This is a genomic window from Pseudomonas sp. UBA7530 (genome assembly GCF_002479365.1).
GTDB lineage: Bacteria > Pseudomonadota > Gammaproteobacteria > Pseudomonadales > Pseudomonadaceae > Aquipseudomonas.
Genome location: NZ_DLMS01000011.1, coordinates 707,665 through 733,992, shown reverse-complemented (window position 1 = coordinate 733,992; position 26,328 = coordinate 707,665). Strand labels below are relative to the sequence as shown.

Sequence of the window (26,328 nt, the reverse complement as noted above, 5' to 3'; positions counted from 1 at the left end):
TCCCAGGCCTTGCCCATGCCAGCCAACCGACACACCGCCCCTGCCTTTCCGGTCTCGTTGCCGGGTCTGCTGCTGGTGTGCTGCCTGCTGCTGGCCAGCCAGCTCTCCTTCGCTGCCACGCGTCTGGGCGACGCCAGCGCGGCGCAGGATCTTCATGGCCTGGTGGATTTTCTCGCCGATCCTCAGGGCACCCTGAGCCTGGACGACGTTCGCGCCGCCGACGCGCCATTTGAGTCCTCACTGAAGCGCCGCGATCTGAGCTTCGGTTATGTGCCGGGGGTGATCTGGCTGCGCCTGGCACTGCAATCGGACGCCCAGCAGACACGCGCCTGGCGCCTGGAGTTGAACTACGCCTCGCTGGATGAAGTGCGCCTGTACGACGTTGGCGCCGATGGCGTGCGCGAGTCACGCAGCGGCGATACCGTGCCCTACGCCGAGCGCGCCGTCGGTCATCGCTATCCGGTATTCGAGGTCACCCTGCAACCTGGCGAGCTGCGCACGCTGTACCTGCGCGTCGATTCGCGCGGCAGCATGACCCTCAGCGGCGCGCTGATGCCCGCGCGCGATTTCGAGCAGCACAGCCAGAACGGTTACCTGGTGCATGCCATCTACTTCGGCGTCCTGATCGCGCTGGGCCTGTACAACCTGCTGCTGTTTCTCGCCCTGCGCGAACGACCCTTCCTCAACTACGTGCTGTTCATGTGCGCCTTCGCCCTCAGCGTGCTCTCGCTCAACGGCCTTGGCGCGCAGTATCTGTGGTCCGAGGCTGCGCCCTGGAGCAACCGCATGCTGCCGGTCAGCCTGACGTCGGCGGCCCTGCTGTCGGTGATCTTCGCCCGCAGCTTCCTCGATACCCGTCAGTGGCTGCCGCGCTGGGACAGAGGCCTGCTGATACTGTGCATCGCTATCGGCGCCGCCGTGGTGGCGACAGTGCTACTGCCGGTACAGCGCGCGTTGCAGCTGATGTCGCTGACCGGGCTGGTCGCCACCCTGACGTTGCTGGTCACCAGCTTCGTCTGCGTCGGCTACCGGGTGCCCGGTGCGCGCCTGTTCGCCCTGGCCTGGCTGATGCTACTGACCGGCGCTGTGCTGCTGGCGCTGCGCAACTTCGCCTTGATCCCGTCGAACTTTCTAACCCTGTACGCCATGCAGATCGGTTCGGGGCTGGAGATGATCCTGCTGTCCTTCGCCCTGGCCGCGCGCTTCAACGAACTCAAGCGCCAGCGCGAGGCGGCGTTGCAACTCAATGAGCAGGTCCTGGCCAAGCGCGTCACCGAACGCACCCTGGCGCTGCAGCAGGCCAACCAGCGCCTCAGCGAACTGGCGCTGCAGGACCCGCTGACCGGCCTGGCCAATCGCACCGCGCTGCAGCAGCACCTGGAACAGGCCCTGGCACGCAGCCTGCGCCGTGACGAACTGCTCGCCGTGATGCTGATCGACCTCGATGGCTTCAAGCCGATCAACGATCAGCACGGCCACGGCTTTGGCGACCAGGTGCTGGCCGAGATCGCCAGACGCCTGCGCCAGTACATCCGCGACGCCGACCTGCCGGCGCGCCTGGGCGGCGACGAGTTCGTGGTGATCTGCGAGAACGTGCAGTCGGCCGAGGATGCCCAGGACCTGGCCAAGCGCTTGCTGGAAGGGCTGGACACGCCGATGTATCTAGAAGATCGTGCCGTACGCGTCGGTGCCAGCATCGGCATCGCCCTGACCCGCGGCGGCGACGATGCCACCACGCTGATTCGCCTGGCCGACGCGGCCATGTACCGGGCCAAGGCCGAAGGGCGCAACCGTGTACAACTGGCTACCCAAAATCCTTGAAGATGGGCATGGCCCATCGCCTCACCCGAACCGATAACGCTCCATGGACAAGAATCTGCTGCTGCAAGACGTGCTCACCCATCTGCAGGCCGACCTCGAGCAGGCCAGCCTCGCTGCCCTCACCGCCCATGAAGCGGCCACCCATGAAGAGAACGTCGCCGAGAACAAGTACGACACCCTGGGCCTGGAGGCCGCTTATTTGGCCAGCGGCCAGGCACGCCGAGTCGAAGAACTGCGCCAGACCCTGATCACCTGGCGCCAGTTGCGCCCGCGGCCATTCGACGAGGCGCAAGGCATCGAACTGGGTGCGCTGATTCTGCTTGCCAGCGAAGACGATCACCAGCAGTGGCTGTTTCTCGGCCCGCAGGGCGCTAGCATGAAGCTGCAGCATGCCGGGCAGAGCATCCAGGTACTGGGCAATGCTGCGCCGCTGGGGCGCCTGCTACTCGGCAAGCACCCCGGCGACGAAATCACCCTGCCGATGGGCCAGCGGCTGCAGACCTTCGAGGTCGTGATGGTCGAGTGAGCGGAACTATCCGGGCCAAAGCAGGGTAATTATCGATGACCCTTACGTTTGGAGAGTTCGTCATGGAAAACCCCGTGCACAGCCTGCCCGCGCTGTTCAAGCAGCTCGGCCTGCCCGACGATGCCGCCAGTATCAACGCCTTCATCAGCACCCATTCGCCGCTACCGGACGCCTGCAAGCTGTCCGAAGCCCCGTTCTGGACGCCTGCGCAGGCCGCGCTGCTGCGCGACGAGATTCTCGAGGACGCCGACTGGGCGCCAGTGGTCGACCAGCTCAACGTGCGCCTGCACAGCTGAGCTCGCGGGGCAGCGCACCGGCGGCTCAGTTAGCCGCCGTCATCTCGCGCCAGGTCAGGAACATGCGCAGGTCGAATTCGATCTGCGCGTAGCCCGGCAGCATATGGTCGCAAAGCTTGTAGAAGGCCTTGTTGTGCTCGGCCTCCTTCAGGTGCGCCAGCTCGTGCACCACGATCATTTGCAGAAAGGCCGGCGCGGCGTCGCGAAACAGCGAGGCGACGCGAATCTCCTTCTTGGCCTTGAGCTTGCCGCCCTGCACGCGCGAGATCGCCGTGTGCAGCCCCAAGGCGCGATGGGTGAGGTCGAGGCGATTGTCGTAGAGCACCTTGTCGATAGCCGGTGCGTTCTTCAGGTGTTCCTGCTTGAGCGCCATCACATAGCCGTACAGCGCCTTGTCGCTCTGCACTTCGTGTCGCCCCGGATAACGCTGCGCCAGGTAACCGCCCAACCGATCATCGGCGATCAGCTGGCGAACCTGCTGCTGCACGGCAACCGGATAACCCTGTAGATACTTCAACGATACGATCCCGCTTTCATCTGGACCGTCAGTGTACCGGATGGCGCATCACTCGCTGGGAACCACACGCAACAGACGCCCCTGCGGGTTATCGGTGAGCAGGTAGAGGGCGCCGTCCGGCCCACTGCGCACGTCACGAATACGCTCGTCCAGCTCTTCGAACAGCACCTCCTCACCGGCCAGCATGCCGTCGCGCACACGAATGCGGCGCACGCTGCGCTCGGCCAGGGTGGCGGCGAACAGATCGCCCTGCCACTCGGGGAACAGCTCGCCGCGATACAGCGTCAGGCTCGACGGCGCGACCGACGGCGTCCAGTGCAGCAGGGGGGCGGTCAGCCCCGGCAACTCGGTGTAGGGGCTGATCCGCGCGCCGGTGTAATCGATGCCGAAGGTCGCCAGCGGCCAACCGTAGTTGCTGCCAGCCTCGATCAGGTTGAGCTCGTCTCCCCCGCGCGGGCCGTGCTCGTGGCTGTACAGGCGGCCACTCTCGGCGTCGAAGAAGATACCCTGGACGTTGCGGTGGCCGAGGCTGTAGATCTCCGGCGCGGCCCCTTCTTGCTCCACAAGTGGATTGTCCTGCGGCACGCTGCCGTCGCGGTTCAGGCGCACGACTTTGCCCAGGTGATTGGCCGGGTTCTGCGCCTCCTCACGCCAGTCGAAGCCGTCGCCCAGGGTCAGCACCAGGGTCTTGTCAGCGAGAAAGGCGATACGCCCGCCATAGTGCGAAGCTCCGGCCTTGAGCGGCTGGGCGGTGAACAGCACCTCGAAGTCATGCAGCTCGTCGTCCACCAGGCGGGCACGGGCCAGGCGCGTGTTGTTAGCCTCCAGCGAGCCGTGCGCGTAGGTCAGGTACAGCCAGCGGTTTTCGCCGTAGTCCGGGTCCAGCGCCACCTCCATCAGCCCGGCCTGGGCCGCGATGAACGCCTCGGGCAGGCCCGCGACAGGTTCCGAGTCGACACTGCCGTCGGCCTCGATGATGCGCAGGCGCCCGACGCGCTCGGTGACCAGCATGCGCCCATCCGGCAGGAAGGCCATCGCCCATGGATTCTCCAGGCCTTCGCTGAAGGTCTCGATGCGGTAATCCAGCGCCAGCACGGGCGCACTGACGAACAGGGCGCCGAGCAATAGCGCGCGGGTACTTCTCAACATAGGCAACGCCTTGTCACAGGGAGTCGGAAGGGGTCGGGCGCGTCCGGTAGCGCACACGCCGGCCCAGCAGGCCGAACAGCAATGCGCCGACGCTGCCGCAGGCCATTAGCCCGAGCGTGCCGTACGGGCTGCGATCAGCGGCGATCAGCGTTGGCATCGGCGCAACGGCGTTGGCCAGCGCCAGTGCCGACCAGATGGCCAGCGCGCCCGCCAGAACGAAGATCAGCCAGCGCAGCATCGGCATACGTCGCGCACACCACATGGCCAACGGTAGGGCGACGAGAAAGCCCAGCGCACTGAGCAGGATAAAGGTGGGGGCGAAACCAAGCAGGTCGAGGCAGGTGGTGCCAACGCGCACATCCATTGGCACCGGCGCCCCCAGAGCCTGCAGGGCGGCAAGGTTGGTCTGGGTCTGGAAGATCGAGGCAAGCAGCGAAGCCAGCAACACGGCGAGGAGAAAGGCGAACAACAGGCGCGGCTTGCTGGACATGGATGACGGTTCCCGGAACGACAGTGCGCGAATTATGGCGCACCCCACCGACCGTTATTCCCTGGGTGTTTTACAGGGTTTTACCTGTGCCGGGTGTCGCCTCCACCCTCGCTTTTGAGCGGCGGCACGACGGATCGAAGTGCCAATGATAATGACTTTATATTGGCGCCAATAAGACGATGGACGGCTATCACGCTTTTGCCCCGGTTTCCGTTATAAAGCGCGCCACGAGCGCACTCGCCGCCCGTGAAGGCAGCCCTGCCACCCTTCTAGCTCGCGCGTCACCGGCTGGAACGCCAAGTAAGCCGTTACTGACTCCTGGATGAGATGTGCCCCCGACTGAAGTTTCCTTTTTCAGGAGCTTTTGAACATGATCGAACTCGCCATGTGGAATCTCAGCGTTCCAGTCGGCGTCCCCGCGACCACCATCGAGACCCGCGTTTTGACTGGTGGTTACCAGGATCACTATTTCCAGTCCAAGGAAGGCGCCATCTTTTTCTGGGCGCCGGTCAATGGCACCACGACCGAGAGCGCGAAATACCCCCGCACCGAACTGCGCGAAACCTTCGCCGACGGCCGTCTGCGCAACTGGACCTACCCGGAGGCGGACAATTTCCTGCGTGCGTCACTGAGCGTCAGCCAGGTGCCGTCCACCGGCAAGATCGTCATCGGCCAGATCCACGCGCTGAAAAGTTCCGAGCCGCTACTCAAGCTGGAGTACCAGTACAAGACCAAAACCGCCGACGGCAATATCGTCGCCAAGGTCCGTGTAACGCCAACGTCGGAGATTCAGGTGGTGAACATCGCCAGCGGCATCCGTCTGAACCAGCCGTTTCGCTACGTTATCAACCTGAAACCCGACGGCACCCTGGCCATCAGCCTCAACAGCATCAACTGGAACACCCGAGTGGAGCCGACCTGGGCGATCAAACCGCTTTACTTCAAGGCCGGGGTCTACACCCAGGACAACACCGGGTATGAAACCGAAGCCGGCGCCGCGCGCTTCGATCTGCTCAAGATCGAACACCGCTCGCTGGTGGGTGCCGCGAACTGACGCGACCTGAACGCACGCCATAAAAAAACGCCGCGGCTCCGTGAGGAACCGCGGCGTTTGCATGCAACGCGCCGGGCTTAGTTGACCTTGGCGTTCAGCTCGCCGCTGGCGTAGCGCTGGAACATGCCTTCCAGGGAGATCGGCTTGATCTTGGAGGCATTGCCAGCGGTGCCGAAGGCTTCGTAGCGGGCGATGCAGATGTCACGCATGGCGACGATGGTCTTGGCGAAGAACTTGCGCGGGTCGAACTCGCTCGGGTGCTCGGCCATCATGCGGCGGATGGCGCCGGTGGAAGCCAGACGCAGGTCGGTGTCGATGTTGACCTTACGCACGCCGTGCTTGATGCCTTCGACGATTTCCTCGACCGGCACACCGTAGGTTTCCTTGATGTCGCCGCCGAATTCGTTGATCACCTTCAGCCATTCCTGCGGAACGGAGGAGGAGCCGTGCATCACCAGGTGGGTATTGGGGATGCGCTTGTGAATTTCCTTGATGCGCTCGATGGAGAGCACGTCGCCGGTTGGCGGCTTGGTGAACTTGTAGGCGCCGTGGCTGGTGCCGATGGCGATGGCCAGGGCATCGACCTGAGTCTTCTTGACGAAGTCGGCGGCTTCTTCCGGGTCGGTCAGTAGTTGGCTGTGATCCAGCACGCCTTCGGCGCCGACGCCGTCTTCCTCACCGGCCATGCCGGTTTCCAGGCTACCCAGGCAGCCCAGCTCGCCTTCCACCGAAACGCCACAGGCGTGGGCGAACGCCACGGTCTGCTGGGTCACGCGGACGTTGTAGTCGTAGTCGGCCGGGGTCTTGCCGTCTTCCTTCAGCGAGCCGTCCATCATGACCGAGGAAAAGCCCAGCTGGATGGAGCGCTGGCACACGTCAGGGCTGGTGCCGTGGTCCTGGTGCATGCACACCGGAATGTGCGGGAATTCTTCGATGGCAGCCAGGATCAGGTGGCGCAGGAACGGCGCACCGGCGTACTTGCGGGCACCAGCGGAGGCCTGGACGATGACCGGCGAATCGGTCTTGTCGGCGGCTTCCATGATGGCGCGCATCTGCTCGAGGTTGTTGACGTTGAAGGCCGGCACGCCGTAGCCGAATTCGGCGGCGTGGTCGAGCATCTGGCGCATGCTGATAAGTGCCATGGTGTTTCTGTCTCCCGGTTTGGAGGTCGTTAATCGTGCAAGCCTGCCGCAGGGGCAGGCGTTGTTCAAGTTTCGTGAAGCTGGGACACGCCCGCCGCTCTCGCCTCGGCATCACCGAGGATGTTACGGAGCCTTGCAGCCGCGGCCTATCAGGTCATCGGTGGCCGTCCAGTAGACCAGACCTTCCTCACCCTTGGTGTGGAAGGATAGACGCCCATCGCTGTACAGCGCGCCGGAGGCGGCCGGCTCCTGAGTCAGGCGATAGACGATGTCGTCACCGCCCAGGCGCACGTCCACCTGATCGAAGCTGCCATTGGCGAAGCGCCACTGGACTTCGGCCTGGCTGTCGCACACCCAGCGATTCCACTGATCCGGCGCGGCCGGCTGGTTGCTGCAGGCTGCCAGCAGCAGGGCGATGGCAGCGAGCCCCGCCAGTTTGATCCCGCTCAATTACCTCTCCTCGTCAGCAACGCTGTTCCGGCGCCGGGCCAGTAGGCTGGCCAGTGCTTTGCTCGACACGCTGATCATCCTGAGTGGTCGGGGTTTCGATCTGCGCAGGGCTGAAGACCTCGCAGGCCGCCTCCCGACCACCGCCGGCACAACCGGCCAGCAACATACCAATCACGCTCAATGCGGCTAACTTGTCCATGACACGACTCCTTGTACGATGATCCGGTTTTCTACAGACCACCCGTTCGCGTCAGGGTTTAATCAGCCGGGGCGCTGGGTGACACCCATCACCCTGGCTCGCCTTTATTGTGCGCGCTGCTCCAGCACTTCCACGGCCGGCAGTACCTTGCCCTCGACGAACTCGAGGAACGCACCGCCACCGGTGGAAATGTAGGAAATCTTCTCGCCCACGCCGTACTTGTCGATGGCCGCCAGGGTGTCGCCACCGCCAGCGATGGAGAACGCCGGGCTCTCGGCAATGGCCAGGGCCAGGGCCTTGGTGCCGTTGCCGAACTGGTCGAACTCGAACACGCCGACCGGGCCGTTCCACAGAATGGTCTGCGAGGCCTTGAGCATCTCGGCGAACTGTTTGGCAGTCTGCGGGCCGATGTCGAGGATCATGTCGTCTTCAGCGACGTCCTGAACCGACTTGACGGTGGCTTCGGCGTCTTCGGCGAAGGCCTTGGCCACCACCACATCGACCGGCAGCGGTACGCTGACCTTGGCCGCGATGGCCTTGGCGGTGTCGACCAGATCGGCCTCATACAGCGACTTGCCCACCGGCAGGCCGGCAGCAGCGAGGAAGGTGTTGGCGATGCCGCCACCGACGATCAGCGAATCGCAGATGTCCGCCAGCGAGTTGAGCACGTCGAGCTTGGTCGACACCTTGGAGCCGGCGACGATGGCCAGCATCGGCCGGGCCGGCTTGTCCAAGGCCTTGCCCAGGGCGTCCAGCTCGGCAGCCAGCAGCGGGCCGGCGCAGGCGACCTTGGCGAACTTGGCCACGCCGTGGGTCGAGCCCTGGGCGCGGTGGGCAGTACCGAAGGCGTCCATCACGAACACGTCGCACAGGGCGGCGTACTGCTGGGCCAGCTCGTCGCTGTTCTTCTTCTCGCCCTTGTTGAAACGCACGTTCTCCAGCAGCACCAGCTCACCGGCCTTGACCTCGACACCACCGAGGTAGTCCTTGACCAGCGGTACTTCGCGGCCGAGGGCCTTGCTCAGGTAAGCGGCGACGGGCGCCAGGCTGTCTTCCTCGCTGTAGACACCTTCTTCCGGGCGCCCGAGGTGCGAGCAAACCAGTACGGCCGCGCCTTTTTCCAGCGCCAGCTTGATGGTCGGCAGCGAGGCGAGGATACGCGCGTCGCTCTTGACCACACCGTCCTTCACCGGGACGTTGAGGTCTTCGCGGATCAGCACGCGCTTACCGTTGAGGTCGAGGTCGGTCATCTTCAGAACGGTCATGGATCAGTCCTTCACAAAGGCTGGTTGCAAGGGGGAAGTGGATACAGCGAGAAAATGTTCGGCGACATCGAGCATGCGGTTGGCGAAGCCCCACTCGTTGTCGAACCAGGCCAGCAGATTGACCAGGCGCGGGCCGGACACGCGGGTCTGGCTGCCGTCGACGATGGCCGAGTGCGGGTCATGGTTGAAGTCGCAGCTGGCATGCGGCAATTCGGTGTAGGCCAGCAGTCCCTTGAGCGGGCCGCTTTCCGCTGCCAGGCGCAGCACACGGTTGATCTCTTCTGCCGAGGTGTCGCGCGCGGTCTGCAGGGTAATGTCCAGGCAGGAGACGTTGACCGTCGGCACGCGGATGGCCTTGGCCTGGATGCGCCCGGCCAGCTCTGGCAGCAGGCGCTCGATACCACGGGCCAGCCCGGTGGATACCGGGATCACCGACTGGAAGGCCGAGCGCGTGCGGCGCAGGTCTTCGTGGTGATAGGCATCGATTACGGGCTGGTCGTTCATCGCCGAGTGGATGGTGGTAATGGAGACGTATTCCAGACCCACCACCTCATCGAGAAGTTTCAACAGCGGTACGCCGCAGTTGGTGGTACAGGAGGCGTTCGACACCAGGCGCTCGGCGCCGCTCAGGCACTGCTGATTGACGCCGAAGACGACGGTGGCGTCGATATCCGCCTCGCTCGCCATCGGCTGCGACAGCAGTACGCGCGGTGCGCCGGCATCGAGGAAACGCTCGGCGTCGGCACGCGTGGTGTACTGCCCCGAGCATTCGAGCAGCAGGTCGATATCCAGCGCCGCCCAGTCGACGGCCTCCGGCTCGCTCTGACGCAACACCTTCACGCAGTCGCCGTTGATGTGCAGGCAGTCGCCATCGACCTTCACCTCGCCAGGAAAGCGCCCGTGGGTGGAGTCGAAGCGGGTCAGGTATTCGATGCTGGCCTGGTCGGCCAGGTCGTTGAGCGCGACGATTTCCAGGCTCGCGGCATTACCACGCTCGTGCAACGCGCGCAGCACGCAACGGCCAATACGGCCATAGCCGTTGAGGGCAACGCGATAGGGGCGATGGCGTGGCATAGGCGCTCACAAGGAAAGAGAAACCTGGCCGGCGAGCCCTGTGCGAGACCAGAGGTTCCGCGCAGTGCTCGCTTCCAAGAACGGTGCTTAGGCGTCGAGCAGCTCTTCGGCAGTGCCGATGATGTTCTCGACGGTGAAGCCGAAATGCTCGAACAGCTGACCGGCAGGCGCCGACTCGCCGTAGGTGTCCATGCCGATGATGCAACCTTCGAGGCCGACGTACTTGTACCAGAAGTCAGCGTGGGCGGCTTCGATGGCGATCCGCGCGGTGACCTGCAGCGGCAGTACGGACTGCTTGTAGGCGGCGTCCTGCTGGTCGAAGACGTTGGTCGACGGCATCGACACCACGCGCACCTGGCGACCCTGCTCGCTCAGCTTGTCGGCGGCCTGGATGGCCAGGCCGACTTCCGAGCCGGTGGCGATCAGGATCAGCTCCGGCTCGCCGGCGCAGTCCTTGAGCACGTAGCCGCCGCGACTGATGGCCGCTTCGGTTTCATGGTCGCGCAGGTTATGCGGCAGGTTCTGGCGCGAGAAGATCAGCGCGCTCGGGCCGTCCTTGCGCTCGACCGAGTGTTTCCAGGCCACCGCGGCTTCGACGGTATCCGCCGGGCGCCAGGTGTCCAGGTTCGGCGTGGTGCGCAGGCTGGTCAGTTGCTCGACCGGCTGGTGGGTCGGGCCGTCTTCACCGAGGCCGATGGAGTCGTGGGTGAACACGTAGAGCACGCGCTGCTTCATCAGCGCCGACATGCGCACCGCGTTGCGCGCGTATTCCATGAACATCAGGAAGGTCGCGCCGTAGGGGATCAGGCCGCCGTGCAGGGCGATGCCGTTCATGATCGCGCTCATGCCGAATTCGCGTACGCCGTAGTACATGTAGTTGCCCGAGGCATCTTCGGCGACCACCGGCTTGCAGCCCTTCCACAGGGTCAGGTTGGAACCGGCCAGGTCAGCCGAGCCACCCAGCAGCTCCGGCAGCAGCGGGCCAAAGGCGTTCAGGCAGTTCTGGCTGGCCTTGCGGCTGGCGATGGTTTCGCCCTTCTCGGCGACGGCGCGGATGAACTCGCTGGCCTTTTCGGAGAAATCGGCTGGCAGCTCGCCTGCCATACGGCGCACGAATTCGTTGGCCAGCTCAGGGTAGGCGGCGGAGTAGGCAGCGAAGCGCTGATCCCACTCGGCTTCGGCAGCCAGACCGGCTTCCTTGGCATCCCACTCGGCATAGATGTCGGCCGGGATTTCGAACGGCGCGTGGTTCCAGTTCAGGGCAGCGCGGGTCAGGGCGATTTCGTCGTGGCCCAGAGCGGCGCCGTGGGATTCTTCCTTGCCCTGCTTGTTCGGCGAACCGAAGCCGATGATGGTCTTGCAGCAGATCAGCGTCGGACGGTCGCTGGACTTGCGCGCGGTGTCGATGGCCATCTTGATTTCGTCGGCATCATGGCCGTCGACGTTGCGGATCACCTGCCAACCGTAGGCTTCGAAGCGTGCCGGGGTGTCATCGGTGAACCAGCCGTGCACTTCGCCGTCGATGGAGATGCCGTTGTCGTCGTAGAAGGCGATCAGCTTGCCCAGGCCCAGGGTGCCGGCCAGCGAGCAGACTTCATGGCTGATACCTTCCATCATGCAGCCGTCGCCGAGGAACACGTAGGTGTGGTGATCGACGATGTTGTGGCCGTCGCGGTTGAACTGCGCCGCCATGATCTTTTCCGCCAGGGCGAAGCCCACGGCGTTGGCGATGCCCTGGCCGAGCGGGCCGGTGGTGGTCTCGACGCCTGGCGCATAGCCGAACTCCGGGTGGCCCGGGGTCTTGCTGTGCAGCTGGCGGAAGTTCTTCAGGTCGTCGATCGACAGGTCGTAGCCGGTCAGGTGCAGCAGCGAGTAGATCAGCATCGAGCCGTGGCCGTTGGACAGCACGAAGCGGTCACGATCAGCGAAGTTCGGGTTGGCCGGATTGTGCTTCAGGTAGTCGCGCCACAGCACTTCGGCGATGTCCGCCATGCCCATGGGGGCACCGGGGTGGCCGCTGTTGGCTTTCTGCACAGCATCCATGCTGAGGGCACGAATGGCATTGGCTCGCTCACGACGGCTGGGCATCGCTGAATCTCCTACGGGGGCTGCTTCTGAATGAAGGGGGCGAAAAAAGGCGTGTATTTTCGCCCAGCCGGGCCCCGCGGAGCAATGACAGATGGTCGTAGAGCCGAAATCAGCCCGCCTGTTTCGCTTGGAACACTCTGCGCAAGGCTGTTTGCCAGGCCCACCGCCGCCCCGTGCCAGCATGACCGGCGTGCACTGTAACGCCTGGGCGCCAACCCACCCCGAGCCAATATCAAAACTTTTTGATATTGGTATTGCTGTATGAAAAATGACCGACTAGACTGCGCCGCATGACCCTGCGCGCACCTCAACTGGAATTCGACCCTTGCGATGAACTCGCCGCCCTGTGCAAGGCCGGCGGTGATGCACTGCGGCTGAACGTGCTGCGCGCGCTGAGCAACGACTCGTTCGGTGTGCTGGAGTTGGCGCAAATCTTCGCCATCGGCCAGTCGGGCATGAGCCACCACCTCAAGGTGTTGGCCCAGGCTGGACTGGTGGCCACGCGCCGCGAAGGCAACGCCGTCTTCTACCGTCGCGCCCTGCCCAACGGCCGCCTACACGCTGCCCTGCTGGAGGACATCGACGAACTGCCGCTGCCCGGCGACGTGCAGGCGCGCATTGCCACCGTGCATCAGCAGCGCGCCACCGTCAGCCGCGACTTCTTCGCACGCATGGCCGCCAGTTTCCAGGCCCAGCAGGACCTGATCGCCGGCCTGCCGCAGTACCGCGACAGCCTGCTGGCCCTGCTCGATGCCCTGCATTTCACGCCGAGCGCCACGGCGCTGGAAATCGGCCCGGGCGACGGCGCCTTCCTACCCGAGCTGGCGCGGCGTTTCGCCCAGGTCACGGCGCTGGACAACAGCCCGGCTATGCTCGAACTGGCCAGCCAGCGTTGCGCTGCCGAAAACCTGCATAACGTCGAGCTGAAGCTGGCCGATGCGCTACAGGACGAACAACGGCCGGCAGACTGCGTGGTGCTGAACATGGTGCTGCATCACTTCGCCACGCCGGCCGAGGCCTTTCGCAAGCTGGCCGGGCTGGTCGCCCCAGGTGGCAGCCTGCTGCTCAGCGAGCTGTGCAGCCATGACCAGAGCTGGGCCCGCGAAGCCTGTGGCGATCTGTGGCTCGGCTTCGAACAGGAAGACCTGGCGCGCTGGGCGACGGCCGCCGGCCTGACGCCCGGCGAAAGCCTGTACATCGGCCTGAAAAACGGCTTTCAGATTCAATTACGGCACTTTGCCAAACCCGACGCGCACAGCGCCTTCAGCCTCCGGCAAGAAAGGAACCGATAGATGAGCGAATATTCCCTGTTTACCTCCGAGTCCGTGTCCGAGGGGCATCCGGACAAGATCGCCGACCAGATCTCCGATGCGGTGCTCGACGCCATCATCGCCCAGGACAAGCACGCCCGCGTGGCCGTGGAAACCCTGGTCAAGACCGGCGTGGCCATCGTCGCCGGTGAAGTGACCACCAGCGCCTGGGTCGACCTGGAGCAGATCGTCCGCGACGTGATCTGCGATATCGGCTACACCAGCAGCGATGTCGGCTTCGACGGCGCCACCTGCGGCGTACTCAACATCATTGGCAAGCAGTCCCCGGACATCAACCAGGGCGTCGACCGCGCCAAGCCGGAAGACCAGGGCGCTGGCGACCAGGGCCTGATGTTCGGTTACGCCAGCAACGAGACCGACGTACTGATGCCGGCACCGATCTGCTTCTCGCACCGCCTGGTCGAGCGTCAGGCCGAGGCGCGCAAGTCCGGCCTGCTGCCGTGGTTGCGTCCGGATGCCAAGTCCCAGGTCACCTGCCGCTACGAAAACGGCAAGGTCGCGGCCATCGACGCGGTCGTGCTGTCCACCCAGCACAACCCGGAAGTGAAATACGACGACCTGCGCGACGGCGTGATGGAACTGATCGTCAAGCACGTGCTGCCGGCCGAGCTGCTGCACAAGGACACCCAGTTCCACATCAACCCGACCGGCCAGTTCATCATCGGCGGCCCGGTGGGCGACTGCGGCCTGACCGGGCGCAAGATCATCGTCGACAGCTACGGCGGCATGGCCCGTCACGGCGGCGGCGCCTTCTCCGGCAAGGACCCGTCCAAGGTCGACCGCAGCGCCGCCTACGCCGGCCGCTACGTGGCCAAGAACATCGTTGCCGCCGGCCTGGCCGAGCGCTGCGAGATCCAGGTGTCCTACGCCATCGGCGTGGCCCAGCCGACCTCCATCTCGATCAACACCTTCGGCACCCACAAGATCGCCGAAGAGAAGATCATTCAGCTGGTGCGTGAAGTGTTCGACCTGCGTCCCTACGCCATCACCCGCATGCTCGACCTGCTGCACCCGATGTATCAGGACACCGCCGCCTACGGCCACTTCGGCCGCACGCCCGAGTCCAGGACCGTCGGCAACGACAGCTTCACCACTTTCACCTGGGAACGCACCGACAAGGCTGCCGACCTGCGCGCCGCTGCCGGCCTGTAAGACCCTCAGGCGTCACTCGAAGCCCCGCCCAGCGCGGTAACGCTGCTCATTCAAGGCAGCACGCGCTTGGCGCCTCCTCTCCCACTATGGGAGAGGGCCGGGGAAGAGGCTACCGCTCTTGTGGGAGCGGACTTGTCCGCGAAAGGGGTGAAGAAGAAACATCGCAGCCAAGCCTCCCCCACCGTTCGCAGCCCGGATTGCATCCGGGCTACGCGACTGGTTCCCCCTAACCACTGATGGCAAAAGCAGCAGTTCTTGTGGGAGCGGACTTGTCCGCGAACGGGATGGAAAAACAACGCGGCCAAGGCCGCTACCACAGTTGCTCAGCTCCGCCCAATCAGAGCGCTTCACCCGCGCCTGAGTGTACGGGGCTTTTTCATTGCCGAAGCGGAACCGACGCAGGCGACGAATTGGTCTAGTCTGAAGTTTACCTCCCCAAGCACGGATGCTTGCCATGAAACGCTGGATCGCGCTGCTGCTGTTCCCATTCACCGCCCAGGCGTCCCTCTGCCCCGACTGGCCGGCCAGCCGCGCCAAGACCGAACTCTTTGCCCTTGGCCAGCAGATCGCCGAATGGGACGACGCCTACCACAACCAGGGCCGCTCGCTGGTCGCCGATGAGATCTATGATCAGGCTCGCGAGCGCCTGCAATCCTGGCACCAGTGTTTTCCAGGCGCTCTCGACCCCCTGCCGGAACCGCTGGCGGGCAGCACGGGCAAGCTCGCTCACCCGGTGGCACAAACCGGTCTGCGCAAGCTGAACGACGCGGCGGTAGCCGAATGGATCGCCAGCCGCGATGACCTGTGGATTCAGCCCAAAGTCGATGGCGTCGCAGTCACGCTGGTCTACCGCAACGGCCTGCTTCAGCAAGCCATTAGCCGCGGTGACGGACGCCAGGGACAGGACTGGACGGCCCGCGCCCGGCAATTGCCAGGTGTACCGAGTCAATTGCCGGAGCCACTCGACGCCGTGCTGCATGGCGAGCTTTACTGGCGCCTGGACGATCACGTGCAAAGCCGTGACGGTGGCGCTGGTGCGCGGGGCAAGGTTGCCGGCCTGATGGCGCGACAGACCCTGGACGAGCACGAGACTGACGCCGTCGGCCTGTTCGTCTGGGACTGGCCGGACGGCCCCGAGCAGATGCCCGAGCGCCTGCGAGCCCTGCACAGGCTCGGCTTCAGCGACAGCCCGCATTACACGCAGGCGTTGCAGAGCCCGGACCAGGCCAGCCACTGGCGCCGACGCTGGTTCGATCAGCCGCTGCCATTCGCCAGCGACGGCGTGGTGCTGCGCCAGGGCGCGCGCCCCTCTGGCGAACGCTGGCAGGCCGAGGCGCCGCATTGGGCAATCGCCTGGAAATACCCGGCCAGCCAGGCGCTGGCCGTGGTCCAGGCGGTGGACTTCAGCATCGGCCGCACGGGGCGCATCACGCCGATCCTGCGCCTGCAGCCGGTCGACCTCGATGAACGACGCATCAGCCGCGTGGCCCTGGGTTCGCTGCAAGCCTGGGAGAACTTGGACATACGCCCGGGCGATCAAGTGTCGATACGCCTGGCGGGCCTGACCATTCCACGCCTCGACCAGGTGATCTGGCGCAGCCCTGAGCGCGCAGAGGTGCACGCGCCCGATCCTGGCCGCTACCACGCCCTGAGCTGCTGGCGACTGAGCGCTGAATGTCAGCAGCAGTTTCATGCCCGACTGAACTGGCTCGCCGGCAAACGGGGTCTTAACCTGCCAGGCGTCGGACCGGGCACCTGGAATACGTTGCTGGCCGGCGAGCAACTGCATGGCCTGCTCGACTGGCTGGAGCTCGACAGTCAGCAACTGCAGCTACTGCCGGGGATCGGCCCACGGCGCGCCGCGCAGTTGCAGCAGGCCTTTGCCAAAGCCCAGCAACGCTCGATGCAGCAGTGGCTGCTGGCACTTGGCGTGCCGCCGGGTCTGCAGTTACGCGAGGAGGATGACTGGCCAGCGCTGCTGTCTCGCAGCCAGGAGGACTGGCTGCAACATCCGGGCGTCGGCCCGAAGAGCGCCGAGCGCCTGCAAGCCTTTTTCAGCCATCCGGAGGTGCAGCGCCTTGGCGAGCGATTGCAGCGGGCCGGCGTTGCCGGCTTCGAGCCAGCGCCACATCCACCGCGCAGTTGATCCAGGTCAGGCAATGGCTCAATCGGGTCGAACCTCGCGCGACCGTCAAGGTCACTTCGAAAGAGACCCAAGGAGAAAGATCATGATCCGTCATACCGCTTTGTTCGGCCTGCTGCTGGCCGCCAATCTGAATGCCATGCCGTTGCTCGCCGCCGACGGCGAAGGTGGCTGCGCCGTCAAACGCCAAGTGCTTCAGGAGAAGATCGACGCCGCGCAGCAGAGCGGCAATACCAGAGAACTGGATGGGCTGCGGCGAGCACTGGGCAACGTCGATGCCCATTGCGAAGACGCTTCGCTGCATGAGGAGCGCCTGGCTAGCGTCAAGGAAGCGCGTGAGGAAGTGCAGGAGCGCGAAAAGGATCTGCGCGAAGCCATGGGCACGGGCGATCAGGAGAAGATCGCCAAGCGTCAGGCCAAGCTGGCCGAAGCGCGCGCCGAACTGCAGCAGGCCGAAGCCGAAGCGAGCGTCGATCAGTAAGCGCGGAACGCCTTGTGGCAGGCCTCGCAGCTATCCTCGACGGCCTGTACCGCAGGCTCCAACTCGGAGCGGCGTAGCGGCGGCGTGGTCGTCGCCTGCACCAGTGCAGCGGTGGCCTGCTCCAGATCGCGCGCCATTTTCTGAAACTGCTCCTGGCGCTGCCAGACGTCCGGGCTGGCCTTGCTGCGCTCGTCGTCGGCCACCGAGGGGAAATGCTGCCAGGGCTCGCGCGACAGCCTATCGAGCTCGGCAGCGCCGCTGATGAAGGCAGCTTCGTCGTAGGGAATGCGATTGCGCAGCATGCCGCCGAGGTCTTCGCTGACCTTGAGCATCTGCTTGAACAACGCCTGGCGCTTACCCAACGGCGACTCGGGATCGACCCCGCCACACGCGGCCAATGTCACGCAGACGCAGGTGAGGAGGAGTTTCTTTAGGACCATCGAACGACTTCCCAGGGTGACAAGGGGCCGCCAGTATCGCGGCTCGCTCCGGTCGGGCCAAGCGACCTCTTGTCACAACGGCTGTCTTTCGCGTCCTTCGGTCAGCCAGGGTTCAGGTACGGAAACGCCCCAACTGACTGTTGAACCGAGGAAACTGGCAGTCGCCGCTCCGGATAGGAACCAGGACGCACCCGCAGGCGCGGACCATGGAGGCTCCGCAGCCGGTAAAGGGGTGCGCAGCCTCTCCCTAACGAGGGCGGCAGCCGCTGCTGATTCGCCAGTCAGGCCGCCAGCCTTCCCTCCGCCAATGCCATGGAGGCCGCGAGCATGGCGCGTAGTAGCACTGCGCAGCCTGCGGCGAGGTCAGCCGGAGCGGCGTTCTCGATTTCGTTGTGGCTGATGCCTCCTTCGCACGGCACGAAGATCATCCCGGCCGGGCCCAGCTCGGCGACGAAGATCGCGTCGTGTCCGGCGCCACTGACGATGTCCATATGCGACAAGCCCAGTCCCGCCGCCGCGCTGCGCACTGCCTCGACGCAACCCTGATCGAAATACAGCGGTGGAAAGTCTGCAGTCGGCGTCAGTTCGAAGCTGAGCCCATGCTTGGCGCAGGTCGCCTCGATCACGCCGCGCACCTGCGCGATCATCGAATCCAGGCGCGCCGGCTCGAGATGGCGGAAGTCCAGCGTCATGCGTACCTCGCCGGGAATCACATTGCGCGAGCCAGGGTACGCCTGCAGGCAACCGACGGTGCCGCAAGCATGCGGTTGATGCTCGAGCGCCACCCGATTGACCGCCGCGACCACGGCCGCAGCGCCGACCAGGGCATCCTTGCGCAGGTGCATCGGGGTCGGCCCGGCGTGGGCTTCGACACCCTTCAGGCTGAGGTCGAACCACTTCTGCCCGAGCGCGCCAAGCACCACGCCGATGGTCTTTTCTTGATCTTCGAGAATCGGCCCCTGCTCGATGTGCGCTTCGAAGTAGGCGCCCACGGGATGACCGCTCACCGCCCGCGGGCCGGCGTAGCCAATGGCATTGAGTGCCTCGCCGACGCTGACGCCTTCCGCGTCACGCTTGGCCAGGGTTTCTTCCAAGGTGAATTTTTCAGCGAAGACCCCCGAGCCCATCATGCAGGGGGCGAAGCGCGAGCCTTCCTCATTGGTCCACACCACGACTTCCAGCGGCGCTTCGGTCTGCACGCCCAGGTCATTCAGGGTACGCAGCACCTCGACGCCGGCCAGCACGCCAAAGCAACCGTCGAACTTGCCACCGGTGGGCTGGGTATCGATATGGCTGCCGGTCATCACCGGTGGCAGGGCGGAGTTGCGCCCGGGGCGACGAGCGAAGATGTTGCCGACGCCGTCCACCGTTACGCTGCAGCCTGCGTCCTCACACCAGCGTACGAACAGGTCGCGCGCCTGGCGATCGAGGTCGGTCAGCGCCAGGCGACATACCCCGCCCTTGACGGTGGCCCCGAGCTGCGCAAGCTCCATCAGTGATTGCCACAGCCGCTCGCCGTTAATGTGCGACTGGCTGGATTGCAGAACCTCGGTGGCAGTGTTCATGGTCATTTCCTCGGCCTCTCTGGTTGTCTGAGACGCGCATCAGGGCGCGTCCTCCGGGTCACGCTGCTGTTGCCTTAAACCGGCGCCTTGGCTACCACCGGCCTTGTGCTACGCAGGCTGCACAAGCCGAAATAGATCAAGCCGCCCAGGAAGGAGCCGGTAAACCAGCCGTAGTCGTAGAACCAGCTGAACGAGCTGCTGCCGAGCGACAGCAGGGTCAGCGCGACCGGCACGGCGAAAGCGGCGAAGCCCGTCCAGTTCCACGCCGGATAAACGTCATCGTGGTAAAGGCCAGCCAGGTCCAGCTGTTGCTTCTTGATCAGGAAGTAGTCGACCACCATGATCCCGGCAATCGGCCCCAGTAGGCTGGAGTAACCCAGCAGCCAGTTGGAATACACGCTCTCCAGGCTCAGCTCGGAAACCAGCAGGCCAAGTTTCTTCAGCAGTTCATGGGCCATCAGGCCGAGACCGATCAGGCCGGTGAGGATCACCGCCTTGGTGCGATCGATCAGCTTGGGCGCGATGTTCTGGAAGTCGTTGGTCGGTGAAACGATGTTCGCCGCAGTATTGGTCGACAAGGTCGCGACGATGATCAGCGCCATCGCCAGGGCGACCCAGCCAGGGCTCTGGATATGCCCGATCAGACTGACGGGATCGGCTACCGTCTGCCCCACCAGCGATTCCGAAGCGGCGGTCATCACCACGCCGAGCGCAGCGAAAAGGAACATGGTCAGCGGCAGGCCAAAGATCTGCCCGAGAATCTGGTCTTTCTGGCTCTTCGCGTAGCGGCTGAAATCCGGAATGTTCAGCGACAGGGTGGCCCAGAAACCGACCATGGCGGTCAGCCCGGCGAGGAAGTAGCCGATGACGCTGGCGCCTTCCGGGCGATTGGCCGGCCGCGCCAGCAGCTCGCTCATCGACACATTGGGCAGTGCCCATACCAACAGCCCCGCCCCAACCAGCACCAGCAACGGCGCCGACAGGGTTTCCAGCCATTTGATCGACTCGGCGCCACGCAGCACGATCCATAGGTTGAGTACCCAGAAGATCATGAAGCCGATCACTTCGCCGGTACCGCCGAGCGCTTTCCAACCGTCGAAGATCGAGCCCAGCAACAGGTGAATGGCCAGGCCTCCGAACATGGTCTGGATGCCGAACCAGCCGCAGGCCACTACGGCGCGGATCAGGCAAGGCACGTTGGAGCCGAGTATGCCGAACGAGGAGCGCAGCAATACCGGGAACGGGATGCCGTACTTGGTGCCGGCGAAGGCATTGAGGGTCAGCGGGATCAGCACCACCACGTTGGCCAGCAGAATCGCCAGCAGCGCCTCGCCCACCGACAGGCCGAAATACGCGGTGAGCACGCCACCCAGGGTGTAGGTGGGCACGCAGATCGACATGCCGACCCACAACGCGGTGATATGCCACTTGTTCCAGGTTCGCTGATGCACCTTGGTCGGGGCGATGTCGTGGTTGTAGCGCGGGCTGTCCAGTACGTCGCTGCCAGCGTTCAGCTCATACAAGCCCTCCCGCTCGGTCACTTCCGATCTGTTCTGCTGCATGGGCCTCTCCAGTATTTTTCTGATTGTTAGCGCATCGGGCTAATTCGATGGCCGGAGTTCAGGAACCGGCCAGCACGGAGGCAGCACCACTCAATAAGCGTGCCGCATTTCCCCGCCGGGCCTGCATCCTCTCTGCTTGAAGACACTAAACAACTGATCTGAAAACGCTTTATCTGAAGCCACCGACTTCGCCTGCACAATCCCCTTGCGATCCTCGGAGCAGCCTGTCCTGTCAGTCAGGTTTCAAACTGGTGCAGGCGAATTTTTTTCGCCGCCCCAAGGCCACTCGACGCCTTGGCACAAGCGGCTGATTTTCCATGAGAAATCTTGACGATATTGTCATTCTGTCAAGTGCGTCAAAATGGTGAGAGGCCTCACCATTTTGGTGATTTTTAATTATTTCCTTTATTTTTCAATAATTTACTAAGATTACAATTGTTCAAAAAATAATCTTGCCCAATCCATTTACTGCAACTAGATTCAATTCCTGTCACTGCTGACAGGAATAAAAAACTGTCCTCGTCAGCATCAGAAAGCCAAGAGCCGACACCCATCGGCCAGCCTGCGAGGAATCCATCATGTCGCTGTTGATCCGTGGCGCCACCCTGGTTACCCATGAGCGAAGCTACCGCGCCGATCTGCTCTGTGCAGATGGCCTGATCCAGGCCATTGGCGACAACCTCGATGCCCCGGCCGGCTGCCAGGTGCTCGACGGCAGCGGCCAGTACCTGATGCCCGGCGGCATCGACCCGCACACCCACATGCAACTGCCCTTCATGGGTACGGTGGCCAGCGAGGACTTCTTCAGCGGCACCGCTGCCGGCCTCGCCGGCGGTACTACCTCGATCATCGATTTCGTCATTCCCAATCCGCAGCAATCACTGCTCGAAGCCTTCCACACCTGGCGTGGCTGGGCAGAGAAGTCCGCGTCCGACTATGGTTTCCATGTCGCTATCACCTGGTGGAGCGAGCAGGTAGCCACCGAGATGGGCGAGCTGGTAACGAAGCATGGGGTCAACAGTTTCAAGCACTTCATGGCCTACAAGAATGCCATCATGGCCGCTGACGACACCCTGGTGGCCAGCTTCGAGCGCTGCCTTGAGCTAGGTGCAGTGCCCACTGTGCACGCGGAAAATGGCGAGCTGGTCTACCACCTGCAACAGAAGCTCCTCGCTCAGGGCCTGACCGGACCAGAGGCGCACCCGCTGTCGCGGCCCTCGCAGGTCGAGGGCGAGGCTGCCAGCCGCGCCATCCGTATCGCTGAAACACTGGGTACGCCGCTGTACCTCGTGCACGTCTCGACTCAGGAAGCCCTGGACGAAATCACCTACGCTCGAGCCAAGGGCCAACCGGTATACGGGGAAGTGCTCGCCGGCCATCTGCTGCTGGACGACAGCGTCTATCGCCACCCCGACTGGCAAACCGCTGCCGGCTATGTGATGAGCCCACCGTTCCGCCCGCGCGGGCATCAGCAGGCGCTGTGGCGCGGCCTGCAATCGGGCAACCTGCACACCACCGCCACCGATCACTGCTGCTTCTGTGCCGAACAGAAGGCCGCCGGCCGCAACGACTTCAGCAAGATTCCCAACGGAACGGCAGGAATCGAGGACCGCATGGCGGTGCTCTGGGATGAAGGGGTGAACAGCGGCAAGCTGTCGATGAATGACTTCGTTGCGCTGACCAGCACCAACACCGCGAAAATCTTCAATCTGTTCCCGCGCAAAGGCGCGCTGCAAGTCGGTGCCGATGCCGACCTGGTGCTCTGGGACCCGCAAGGCACCCGGACCATCTCAGCCAAGACCCATCACCAGCAGGTCGACTTCAACATCTTCGAAGGCAAGACCGTCCGCGGCGTGCCCAGCCATACCATCAGCGCCGGCAAGCTGGTCTGGATCGATGGCGAGCTGCGTGCCGAACGCGGCGCCGGCCGCTATGTCGAGCGACCGGCCTACCCGGCGGTGTTCGACCTATTGAGCAAGCGCGCCGAGCACAGCCGACCAACTGCCGTCGAGCGCTAGGCCGCGCGTAACGCCCACCATAGATGACTTAGCCACACCGGCCCATAGAGGCCGGACGGCCGCTTATCCGCTGTTAACTGCCGAATAAAAGCCACAAAACCGTGAGGCAATAACCGTGATAGACACCCTAAGCCATTTGCCGCGCCCGGATGCCGGGGCGGCCGAACTGGCCGATCGTTTCAGCGATCTGGCCCCGCCGCTCAACGCACGCCAGGCCGCCCTGGAAAGTGCCCGCTGCCTGTATTGCTACGATGCGCCCTGCATCAACGCCTGCCCCAGCGAGATCGACATCCCCTCGTTCATCCGCAATATCAGCCATGAGAACATCCAGGGCGCGGCCGAGAAGATTCTCTCGGCCAATATCCTCGGCGGCAGTTGCGCCCGCGTCTGCCCGACGGAAATTCTTTGCCAGCAGGCCTGCGTGCGCAACAACGCCCAGGAATGCGCACCGGTGCTGATCGGCCTGCTGCAACGGTACGCCATCGACAACGCGCAGTTCAGCGAACATCCGTTCCAGCGCGCCCCCGCCAGTGGCAAACGCATCGCTGTGGTCGGCGCCGGCCCGGCTGGCCTGTCCTGCGCCCACCGCCTGGCCATGCATGGCCATGAGGTGGTGATCTTCGAGGCGCGCGAGAAAGCCGGCGGCCTCAACGAATACGGCATCGCTGCCTACAAGCTGGTCGACGATTTCGCCCAGCGCGAGGTGGCGTTCCTTCTGCAGATCGGCGGCATCGAGATCCGCCACGGTCACCGGCTGGGCGATGACCTCAGCCTGAGCGCCTTGCATCAGCAGTTCGACGCGGTGTTCCTCGGCATCGGTCTGGCCGCCAGCAAACGCCTCGGACTGGCGGACGAAGAGGCGCCGGGCCTGCTCGCGGCCACCGAATACATCCGTGAACTGCGCCAAAGCGATGACCTGACCCAGCTGCCCGTGGCAGAGCGCTGCATCATTCTTGGCGCCGGCAACACCGCCATCGACATGGCGGTGCAGATGAGCAAGCTCGGCGCTCGCGACGTCAATCTGGTCTATCGCCGCGGCTTCGAGGAGATGGGTGCCACCGAGCACGAACAGGACATCGCCAAGGCCAACCAGGTACGGCTGCTGACCTGGGCACAGCCGGACGCGGTGCTGCTGAACGACCAGGGGCAGGTGCGCGGCATGCGCTTTGCCCGCACTCGCGTGGAGAACGGTCGCCTGCACAGCACCGGGCAGACCTTCGAGCTGCCCGCCGATGCCATCTTCACCGCCATCGGCCAGGCCTTCGCCGGCCAGGCGCTGAGCGACCCACTGGCCCGCGAGCTGAAACGCGAGGGCGAGCGTATCTGGGTCGATGCCCAGCTACGCACCAGCGTGCCCGGCGTGTATGCCGGAGGCGACTGCATCGCCCTAGACCAGGACCTCACCGTTCAGGCCGTGCAACACGGCAAGCTGGCCGCCGAGGCCATCCACTCTTATCTGATGCTCAATGTGGAGGCCGCGTAAATGGCCGATCTATCCATCGATTTCGCCGGAATCAAGGCACCCAACCCCTTCTGGCTGGCCAGCGCGCCGCCCACCGACAAGGCCTACAACGTCGTCCGTGCTTTCGAGGCCGGCTGGGGCGGTGTGGTCTGGAAAACCCTTGGCGAAGACCCTGCGGCAGTCAACGTGTCATCGCGCTACTCCGCGCACTTCGGCCCCAACCGCCAGGTGCAGGGCATCAACAATATTGAGCTGATCACCGACCGTTCGCTGGAAATCAACCTGCGCGAAATCACCCAGGTGAAAAAGGACTGGCCGGATCGCGCGCTGATCGTTTCGCTGATGGTGCCCTGCGTCGAAGAATCCTGGAAAGCCATCCTGCCGCTGGTGGAAGCCACCGGCTGCGACGGCATCGAGCTGAACTTCGGCTGCCCGCACGGCATGCCCGAGCGCGGCATGGGCGCGGCCGTCGGCCAGGTGCCGGAATACGTGGAGATGGTCACGCGCTGGTGCAAGACCTATTGCTCACTGCCGGTGATCGTCAAACTGACGCCGAACATCACCGACATCCGCACCTCCGCACGCGCGGCCCATCGCGGTGGCGCCGACGCCGTGTCGCTGATCAACACCATCAACTCCATCACCAGCGTCGATCTCGAGCGCATGGTCGCCCACCCCATAGTCGGCACGCAGAGCACCCACGGCGGCTACTGCGGCTCGGCAGTCAAACCCATTGCGCTGAACATGGTTGCCGAAATCGCCCGCGACCCCGAGACCCGCGGCCTGCCGATCTGCGGTATCGGCGGCATCGGCAGCTGGCGCGACGCGGCGGAATTCGTGGCGCTGGGCTGCGGCGCCGTGCAGGTATGCACGGCGGCCATGCTGCATGGTTTTCGCATCGTCGAGGAAATGAAAGACGGCCTCTCGCGCTGGATGGACAGCCAGGGCCATGCAAGCCTTGCGGACTTCTCCGGGCGCGCGGTGGGCAATACCACCGACTGGAAGTACCTGGACATCAACTATCAGGTCATCGCCCGAATCGACCAAGACGCCTGCATTGGCTGCGGCCGCTGTCACATCGCCTGCGAAGACACCTCGCACCAGGCCATCGCCAGCCTGGCCCAGGCCGACGGCACGCATAAGTACGAAGTGATCGACGCAGAATGTGTGGGCTGCAATCTGTGCCAGATCACCTGCCCGGTGACGGACTGTATCGAGATGGTGCCGCAGGATAGCGGCAAGCCCTTCCTTGACTGGAACCACGACCCGCGCAATCCCTATCGCGCGGCCTCGTGACCGGCAAGTGCGCCGTGCCCAGGAAGCCTTTGCGCGGCTTCGCTGGGCACGACGCACCCCGCCACGCGGTTACGGCTCCAGGCCTATACCGCGCAAGATCACGCTGGTCACGGTCTGCACCGCTCGTTCGAATTGCATGTCGGATAGCAACCGGTGCTCGTTGAGTACCGTCACCTGATGGCTGAAGTCGGCGTAATGCTGGGTCGAGGCCCAGATCATATAGAGCAGCGCCGAGGGCTCGACAGCCACGATGCGCCCCGTCTCGACCCACTGACGGATCTTCGCCTCCTTCATCTTCGCCCAGTCGTAAAGGCCCTCGTCGAGGGTGACGCCGAGCACCGGCGCGCCGTGGATAATCTCGTTGGCCCAGACCTTTGAGCCATACGGCCGGCTGCGCGAGTGGTTCATCTTGGCGCGAATGTAGCTGCTCAGAACCACGCGCGGATCATCGAACACCTCGAAGCACTGGGCGTCCTGTTTCCAGACTTCGAGCAGGTCGAGCAGCACGGCACGGTACAGCTCGTCCTTGGTGCTGAAATAGTAGTGCAGGTTCGAGCGCGGCAATTCAGCCAGCTCGGCGATATCGGCCATGGCGGTGCCGCCATAGCCTTTCTCGGCGAAGACCTTTTCGGCGGCCAGGAGGATCTTCTTGACGTTGCGGCGGCGAATTTCGATTTTGTGGTTGGCCATGGCCGATCCGTTGCGACTAGACCTGCCAAGGCTACCACCTGCGATGGTAACGGAGCGACGGAAAGCCTTGGGCTGCACGCCGCACGCAGCTATAATCCGCCAGTTTCAAACGACCGG

24 protein-coding genes are annotated in these 26,328 nt (G+C 64.2%); 11 read left to right on the top strand and 13 right to left on the bottom strand.

The genetic code is table 11. The annotated features are described in order from the left end of the window. Positions 1 to 15: 15 nt before the first annotated feature. The 3 genes from B2U07_RS17300 (at position 16) to B2U07_RS17290 (ending at position 2,643) form a co-directional block, all read left to right on the top strand. Positions 16 to 1,821: a diguanylate cyclase gene (locus B2U07_RS17300; RefSeq protein WP_275545550.1), complete on the top strand. Its 1,806-nt coding sequence runs from the start codon at positions 16 to 18 to the stop codon at positions 1,819 to 1,821. A gap of 43 nt (positions 1,822 to 1,864) precedes the next feature. Continuing rightward, positions 1,865 to 2,347 (top strand): transcription elongation factor GreAB, encoded by a 483-nt coding sequence (locus tag B2U07_RS17295; protein ID WP_275545551.1) that lies wholly within the window; start codon positions 1,865 to 1,867, stop codon positions 2,345 to 2,347. A gap of 62 nt (positions 2,348 to 2,409) precedes the next feature. Then, positions 2,410 to 2,643 carry a DUF2789 domain-containing protein gene (locus B2U07_RS17290; RefSeq protein WP_275545717.1) on the top strand — a complete coding sequence of 78 codons (234 nt, stop codon included), beginning with the start codon at positions 2,410 to 2,412 and terminating at the stop codon, positions 2,641 to 2,643. A 25-nt stretch (positions 2,644 to 2,668) separates the two neighbouring features. Here the strand turns inward: B2U07_RS17290 and B2U07_RS17285 are convergent, their stop codons facing one another. The 3 genes from B2U07_RS17285 to B2U07_RS17275 are packed head-to-tail and all read right to left on the bottom strand — an operon-like array spanning position 2,669 to position 4,799. Continuing rightward, positions 2,669 to 3,169 carry a YgjP-like metallopeptidase domain-containing protein gene (locus B2U07_RS17285; protein ID WP_197858119.1) on the bottom strand — a complete coding sequence of 167 codons (501 nt, stop codon included), beginning with the start codon at positions 3,167 to 3,169 and terminating at the stop codon, positions 2,669 to 2,671. Between the two features lie 39 nt (positions 3,170 to 3,208). Beyond that, positions 3,209 to 4,309, bottom strand: a complete 1,101-nt coding sequence (locus B2U07_RS17280; protein ID WP_275545552.1) for a PQQ-dependent sugar dehydrogenase — start codon at positions 4,307 to 4,309, stop codon at positions 3,209 to 3,211. 13 nt (positions 4,310 to 4,322) lie between these two features. Continuing rightward, positions 4,323 to 4,799 (bottom strand): hypothetical protein, encoded by a 477-nt coding sequence (locus tag B2U07_RS17275; protein WP_275545553.1) that lies wholly within the window; start codon positions 4,797 to 4,799, stop codon positions 4,323 to 4,325. A 370-nt stretch (positions 4,800 to 5,169) separates the two neighbouring features. On the opposite strand from B2U07_RS17275, the gene B2U07_RS17270 reads away from it, so the two are divergent. Next, positions 5,170 to 5,853 (top strand): polysaccharide lyase family 7 protein, encoded by a 684-nt coding sequence (locus B2U07_RS17270; RefSeq protein WP_275545554.1) that lies wholly within the window; start codon positions 5,170 to 5,172, stop codon positions 5,851 to 5,853. Positions 5,854 to 5,930: 77 nt separating this feature from the next. On the opposite strand, the gene fba is transcribed toward B2U07_RS17270, so the two are convergent. The 6 genes from fba to tkt form a co-directional block, all read right to left on the bottom strand. Further along, complete coding sequence (fba, locus tag B2U07_RS17265; protein ID WP_275545555.1) at positions 5,931 to 6,995, bottom strand: class II fructose-bisphosphate aldolase; 1,065 nt, start codon at positions 6,993 to 6,995, stop codon at positions 5,931 to 5,933. Positions 6,996 to 7,118: 123 nt separating this feature from the next. Further along, positions 7,119 to 7,445 carry an MliC family protein gene (locus B2U07_RS17260; RefSeq protein WP_161865804.1) on the bottom strand — a complete coding sequence of 109 codons (327 nt, stop codon included), beginning with the start codon at positions 7,443 to 7,445 and terminating at the stop codon, positions 7,119 to 7,121. A gap of 13 nt (positions 7,446 to 7,458) precedes the next feature. Beyond that, the gene (locus tag B2U07_RS17255; RefSeq protein ID WP_275545556.1) at positions 7,459 to 7,644 is read right to left on the bottom strand and encodes a hypothetical protein; all 186 of its coding nucleotides are present in this window, start codon (positions 7,642 to 7,644) and stop codon (positions 7,459 to 7,461) included. Positions 7,645 to 7,748: 104 nt separating this feature from the next. Further along, on the bottom strand, positions 7,749 to 8,909 hold the full coding sequence (locus B2U07_RS17250; RefSeq protein WP_275545557.1) for a phosphoglycerate kinase: 1,161 nt from the start codon (positions 8,907 to 8,909) through the stop codon (positions 7,749 to 7,751). A gap of 3 nt (positions 8,910 to 8,912) precedes the next feature. Next, entirely contained in the window at positions 8,913 to 9,983 is a 1,071-nt protein-coding gene (gene epd, locus B2U07_RS17245; RefSeq protein WP_275545558.1) for an erythrose-4-phosphate dehydrogenase, read from the bottom strand. An 87-nt stretch (positions 9,984 to 10,070) separates the two neighbouring features. Then, positions 10,071 to 12,071 (bottom strand): transketolase, encoded by a 2,001-nt coding sequence (gene tkt, locus B2U07_RS17240; protein ID WP_275545559.1) that lies wholly within the window; start codon positions 12,069 to 12,071, stop codon positions 10,071 to 10,073. A 290-nt stretch (positions 12,072 to 12,361) separates the two neighbouring features. On the opposite strand from tkt, the gene B2U07_RS17235 reads away from it, so the two are divergent. From B2U07_RS17235 to B2U07_RS17220, 4 genes are all read left to right on the top strand, one after another. Beyond that, positions 12,362 to 13,363 (top strand): metalloregulator ArsR/SmtB family transcription factor, encoded by a 1,002-nt coding sequence (locus B2U07_RS17235; RefSeq protein ID WP_275545560.1) that lies wholly within the window; start codon positions 12,362 to 12,364, stop codon positions 13,361 to 13,363. Next, entirely contained in the window at positions 13,364 to 14,554 is a 1,191-nt protein-coding gene (gene metK / locus B2U07_RS17230) for a methionine adenosyltransferase (RefSeq protein WP_275545561.1), read from the top strand. It begins immediately after the preceding gene. 454 nt (positions 14,555 to 15,008) lie between these two features. Beyond that, positions 15,009 to 16,700: an NAD-dependent DNA ligase LigB gene (ligB, locus tag B2U07_RS17225; RefSeq protein ID WP_275545562.1), complete on the top strand. Its 1,692-nt coding sequence runs from the start codon at positions 15,009 to 15,011 to the stop codon at positions 16,698 to 16,700. Positions 16,701 to 16,782: 82 nt separating this feature from the next. Beyond that, complete coding sequence (locus tag B2U07_RS17220) at positions 16,783 to 17,178, top strand: DUF1090 domain-containing protein (RefSeq protein ID WP_197858039.1); 396 nt, start codon at positions 16,783 to 16,785, stop codon at positions 17,176 to 17,178. Here the strand turns inward: B2U07_RS17220 and B2U07_RS17215 are convergent. From B2U07_RS17215 to B2U07_RS17205, 3 genes are all read right to left on the bottom strand, one after another. After that, complete coding sequence (locus B2U07_RS17215) at positions 17,172 to 17,618, bottom strand: c-type cytochrome (protein WP_275545564.1); 447 nt, start codon at positions 17,616 to 17,618, stop codon at positions 17,172 to 17,174. The two genes, B2U07_RS17220 and B2U07_RS17215, sit on opposite strands and share 7 nt — an antisense overlap. A gap of 281 nt (positions 17,619 to 17,899) precedes the next feature. Continuing rightward, positions 17,900 to 19,183 (bottom strand): Zn-dependent hydrolase, encoded by a 1,284-nt coding sequence (locus B2U07_RS17210; RefSeq protein ID WP_197858041.1) that lies wholly within the window; start codon positions 19,181 to 19,183, stop codon positions 17,900 to 17,902. 74 nt (positions 19,184 to 19,257) lie between these two features. Then, positions 19,258 to 20,745 (bottom strand): NCS1 family nucleobase:cation symporter-1, encoded by a 1,488-nt coding sequence (locus B2U07_RS17205; RefSeq protein ID WP_197858042.1) that lies wholly within the window; start codon positions 20,743 to 20,745, stop codon positions 19,258 to 19,260. Between the two features lie 578 nt (positions 20,746 to 21,323). On the opposite strand from B2U07_RS17205, the gene hydA reads away from it, so the two are divergent. From hydA to preA, 3 genes are all read left to right on the top strand, one after another. Further along, entirely contained in the window at positions 21,324 to 22,763 is a 1,440-nt protein-coding gene (gene hydA, locus B2U07_RS17200) for a dihydropyrimidinase (RefSeq protein WP_275545565.1), read from the top strand. 115 nt (positions 22,764 to 22,878) lie between these two features. Beyond that, the gene (locus B2U07_RS17195) at positions 22,879 to 24,246 is read left to right on the top strand and encodes an NAD(P)-dependent oxidoreductase (RefSeq protein WP_275545566.1); all 1,368 of its coding nucleotides are present in this window, start codon (positions 22,879 to 22,881) and stop codon (positions 24,244 to 24,246) included. Then, positions 24,247 to 25,521 (top strand): NAD-dependent dihydropyrimidine dehydrogenase subunit PreA, encoded by a 1,275-nt coding sequence (gene preA, locus B2U07_RS17190; protein WP_197858045.1) that lies wholly within the window; start codon positions 24,247 to 24,249, stop codon positions 25,519 to 25,521. Positions 25,522 to 25,590: 69 nt separating this feature from the next. Here the strand turns inward: preA and B2U07_RS17185 are convergent, their stop codons facing one another. Then, a complete protein-coding gene (locus tag B2U07_RS17185; RefSeq protein WP_275545567.1) occupies positions 25,591 to 26,211 on the bottom strand; it encodes a TetR/AcrR family transcriptional regulator in 621 nt (206 codons plus the stop codon). Positions 26,212 to 26,328 lie beyond the last annotated feature (117 nt).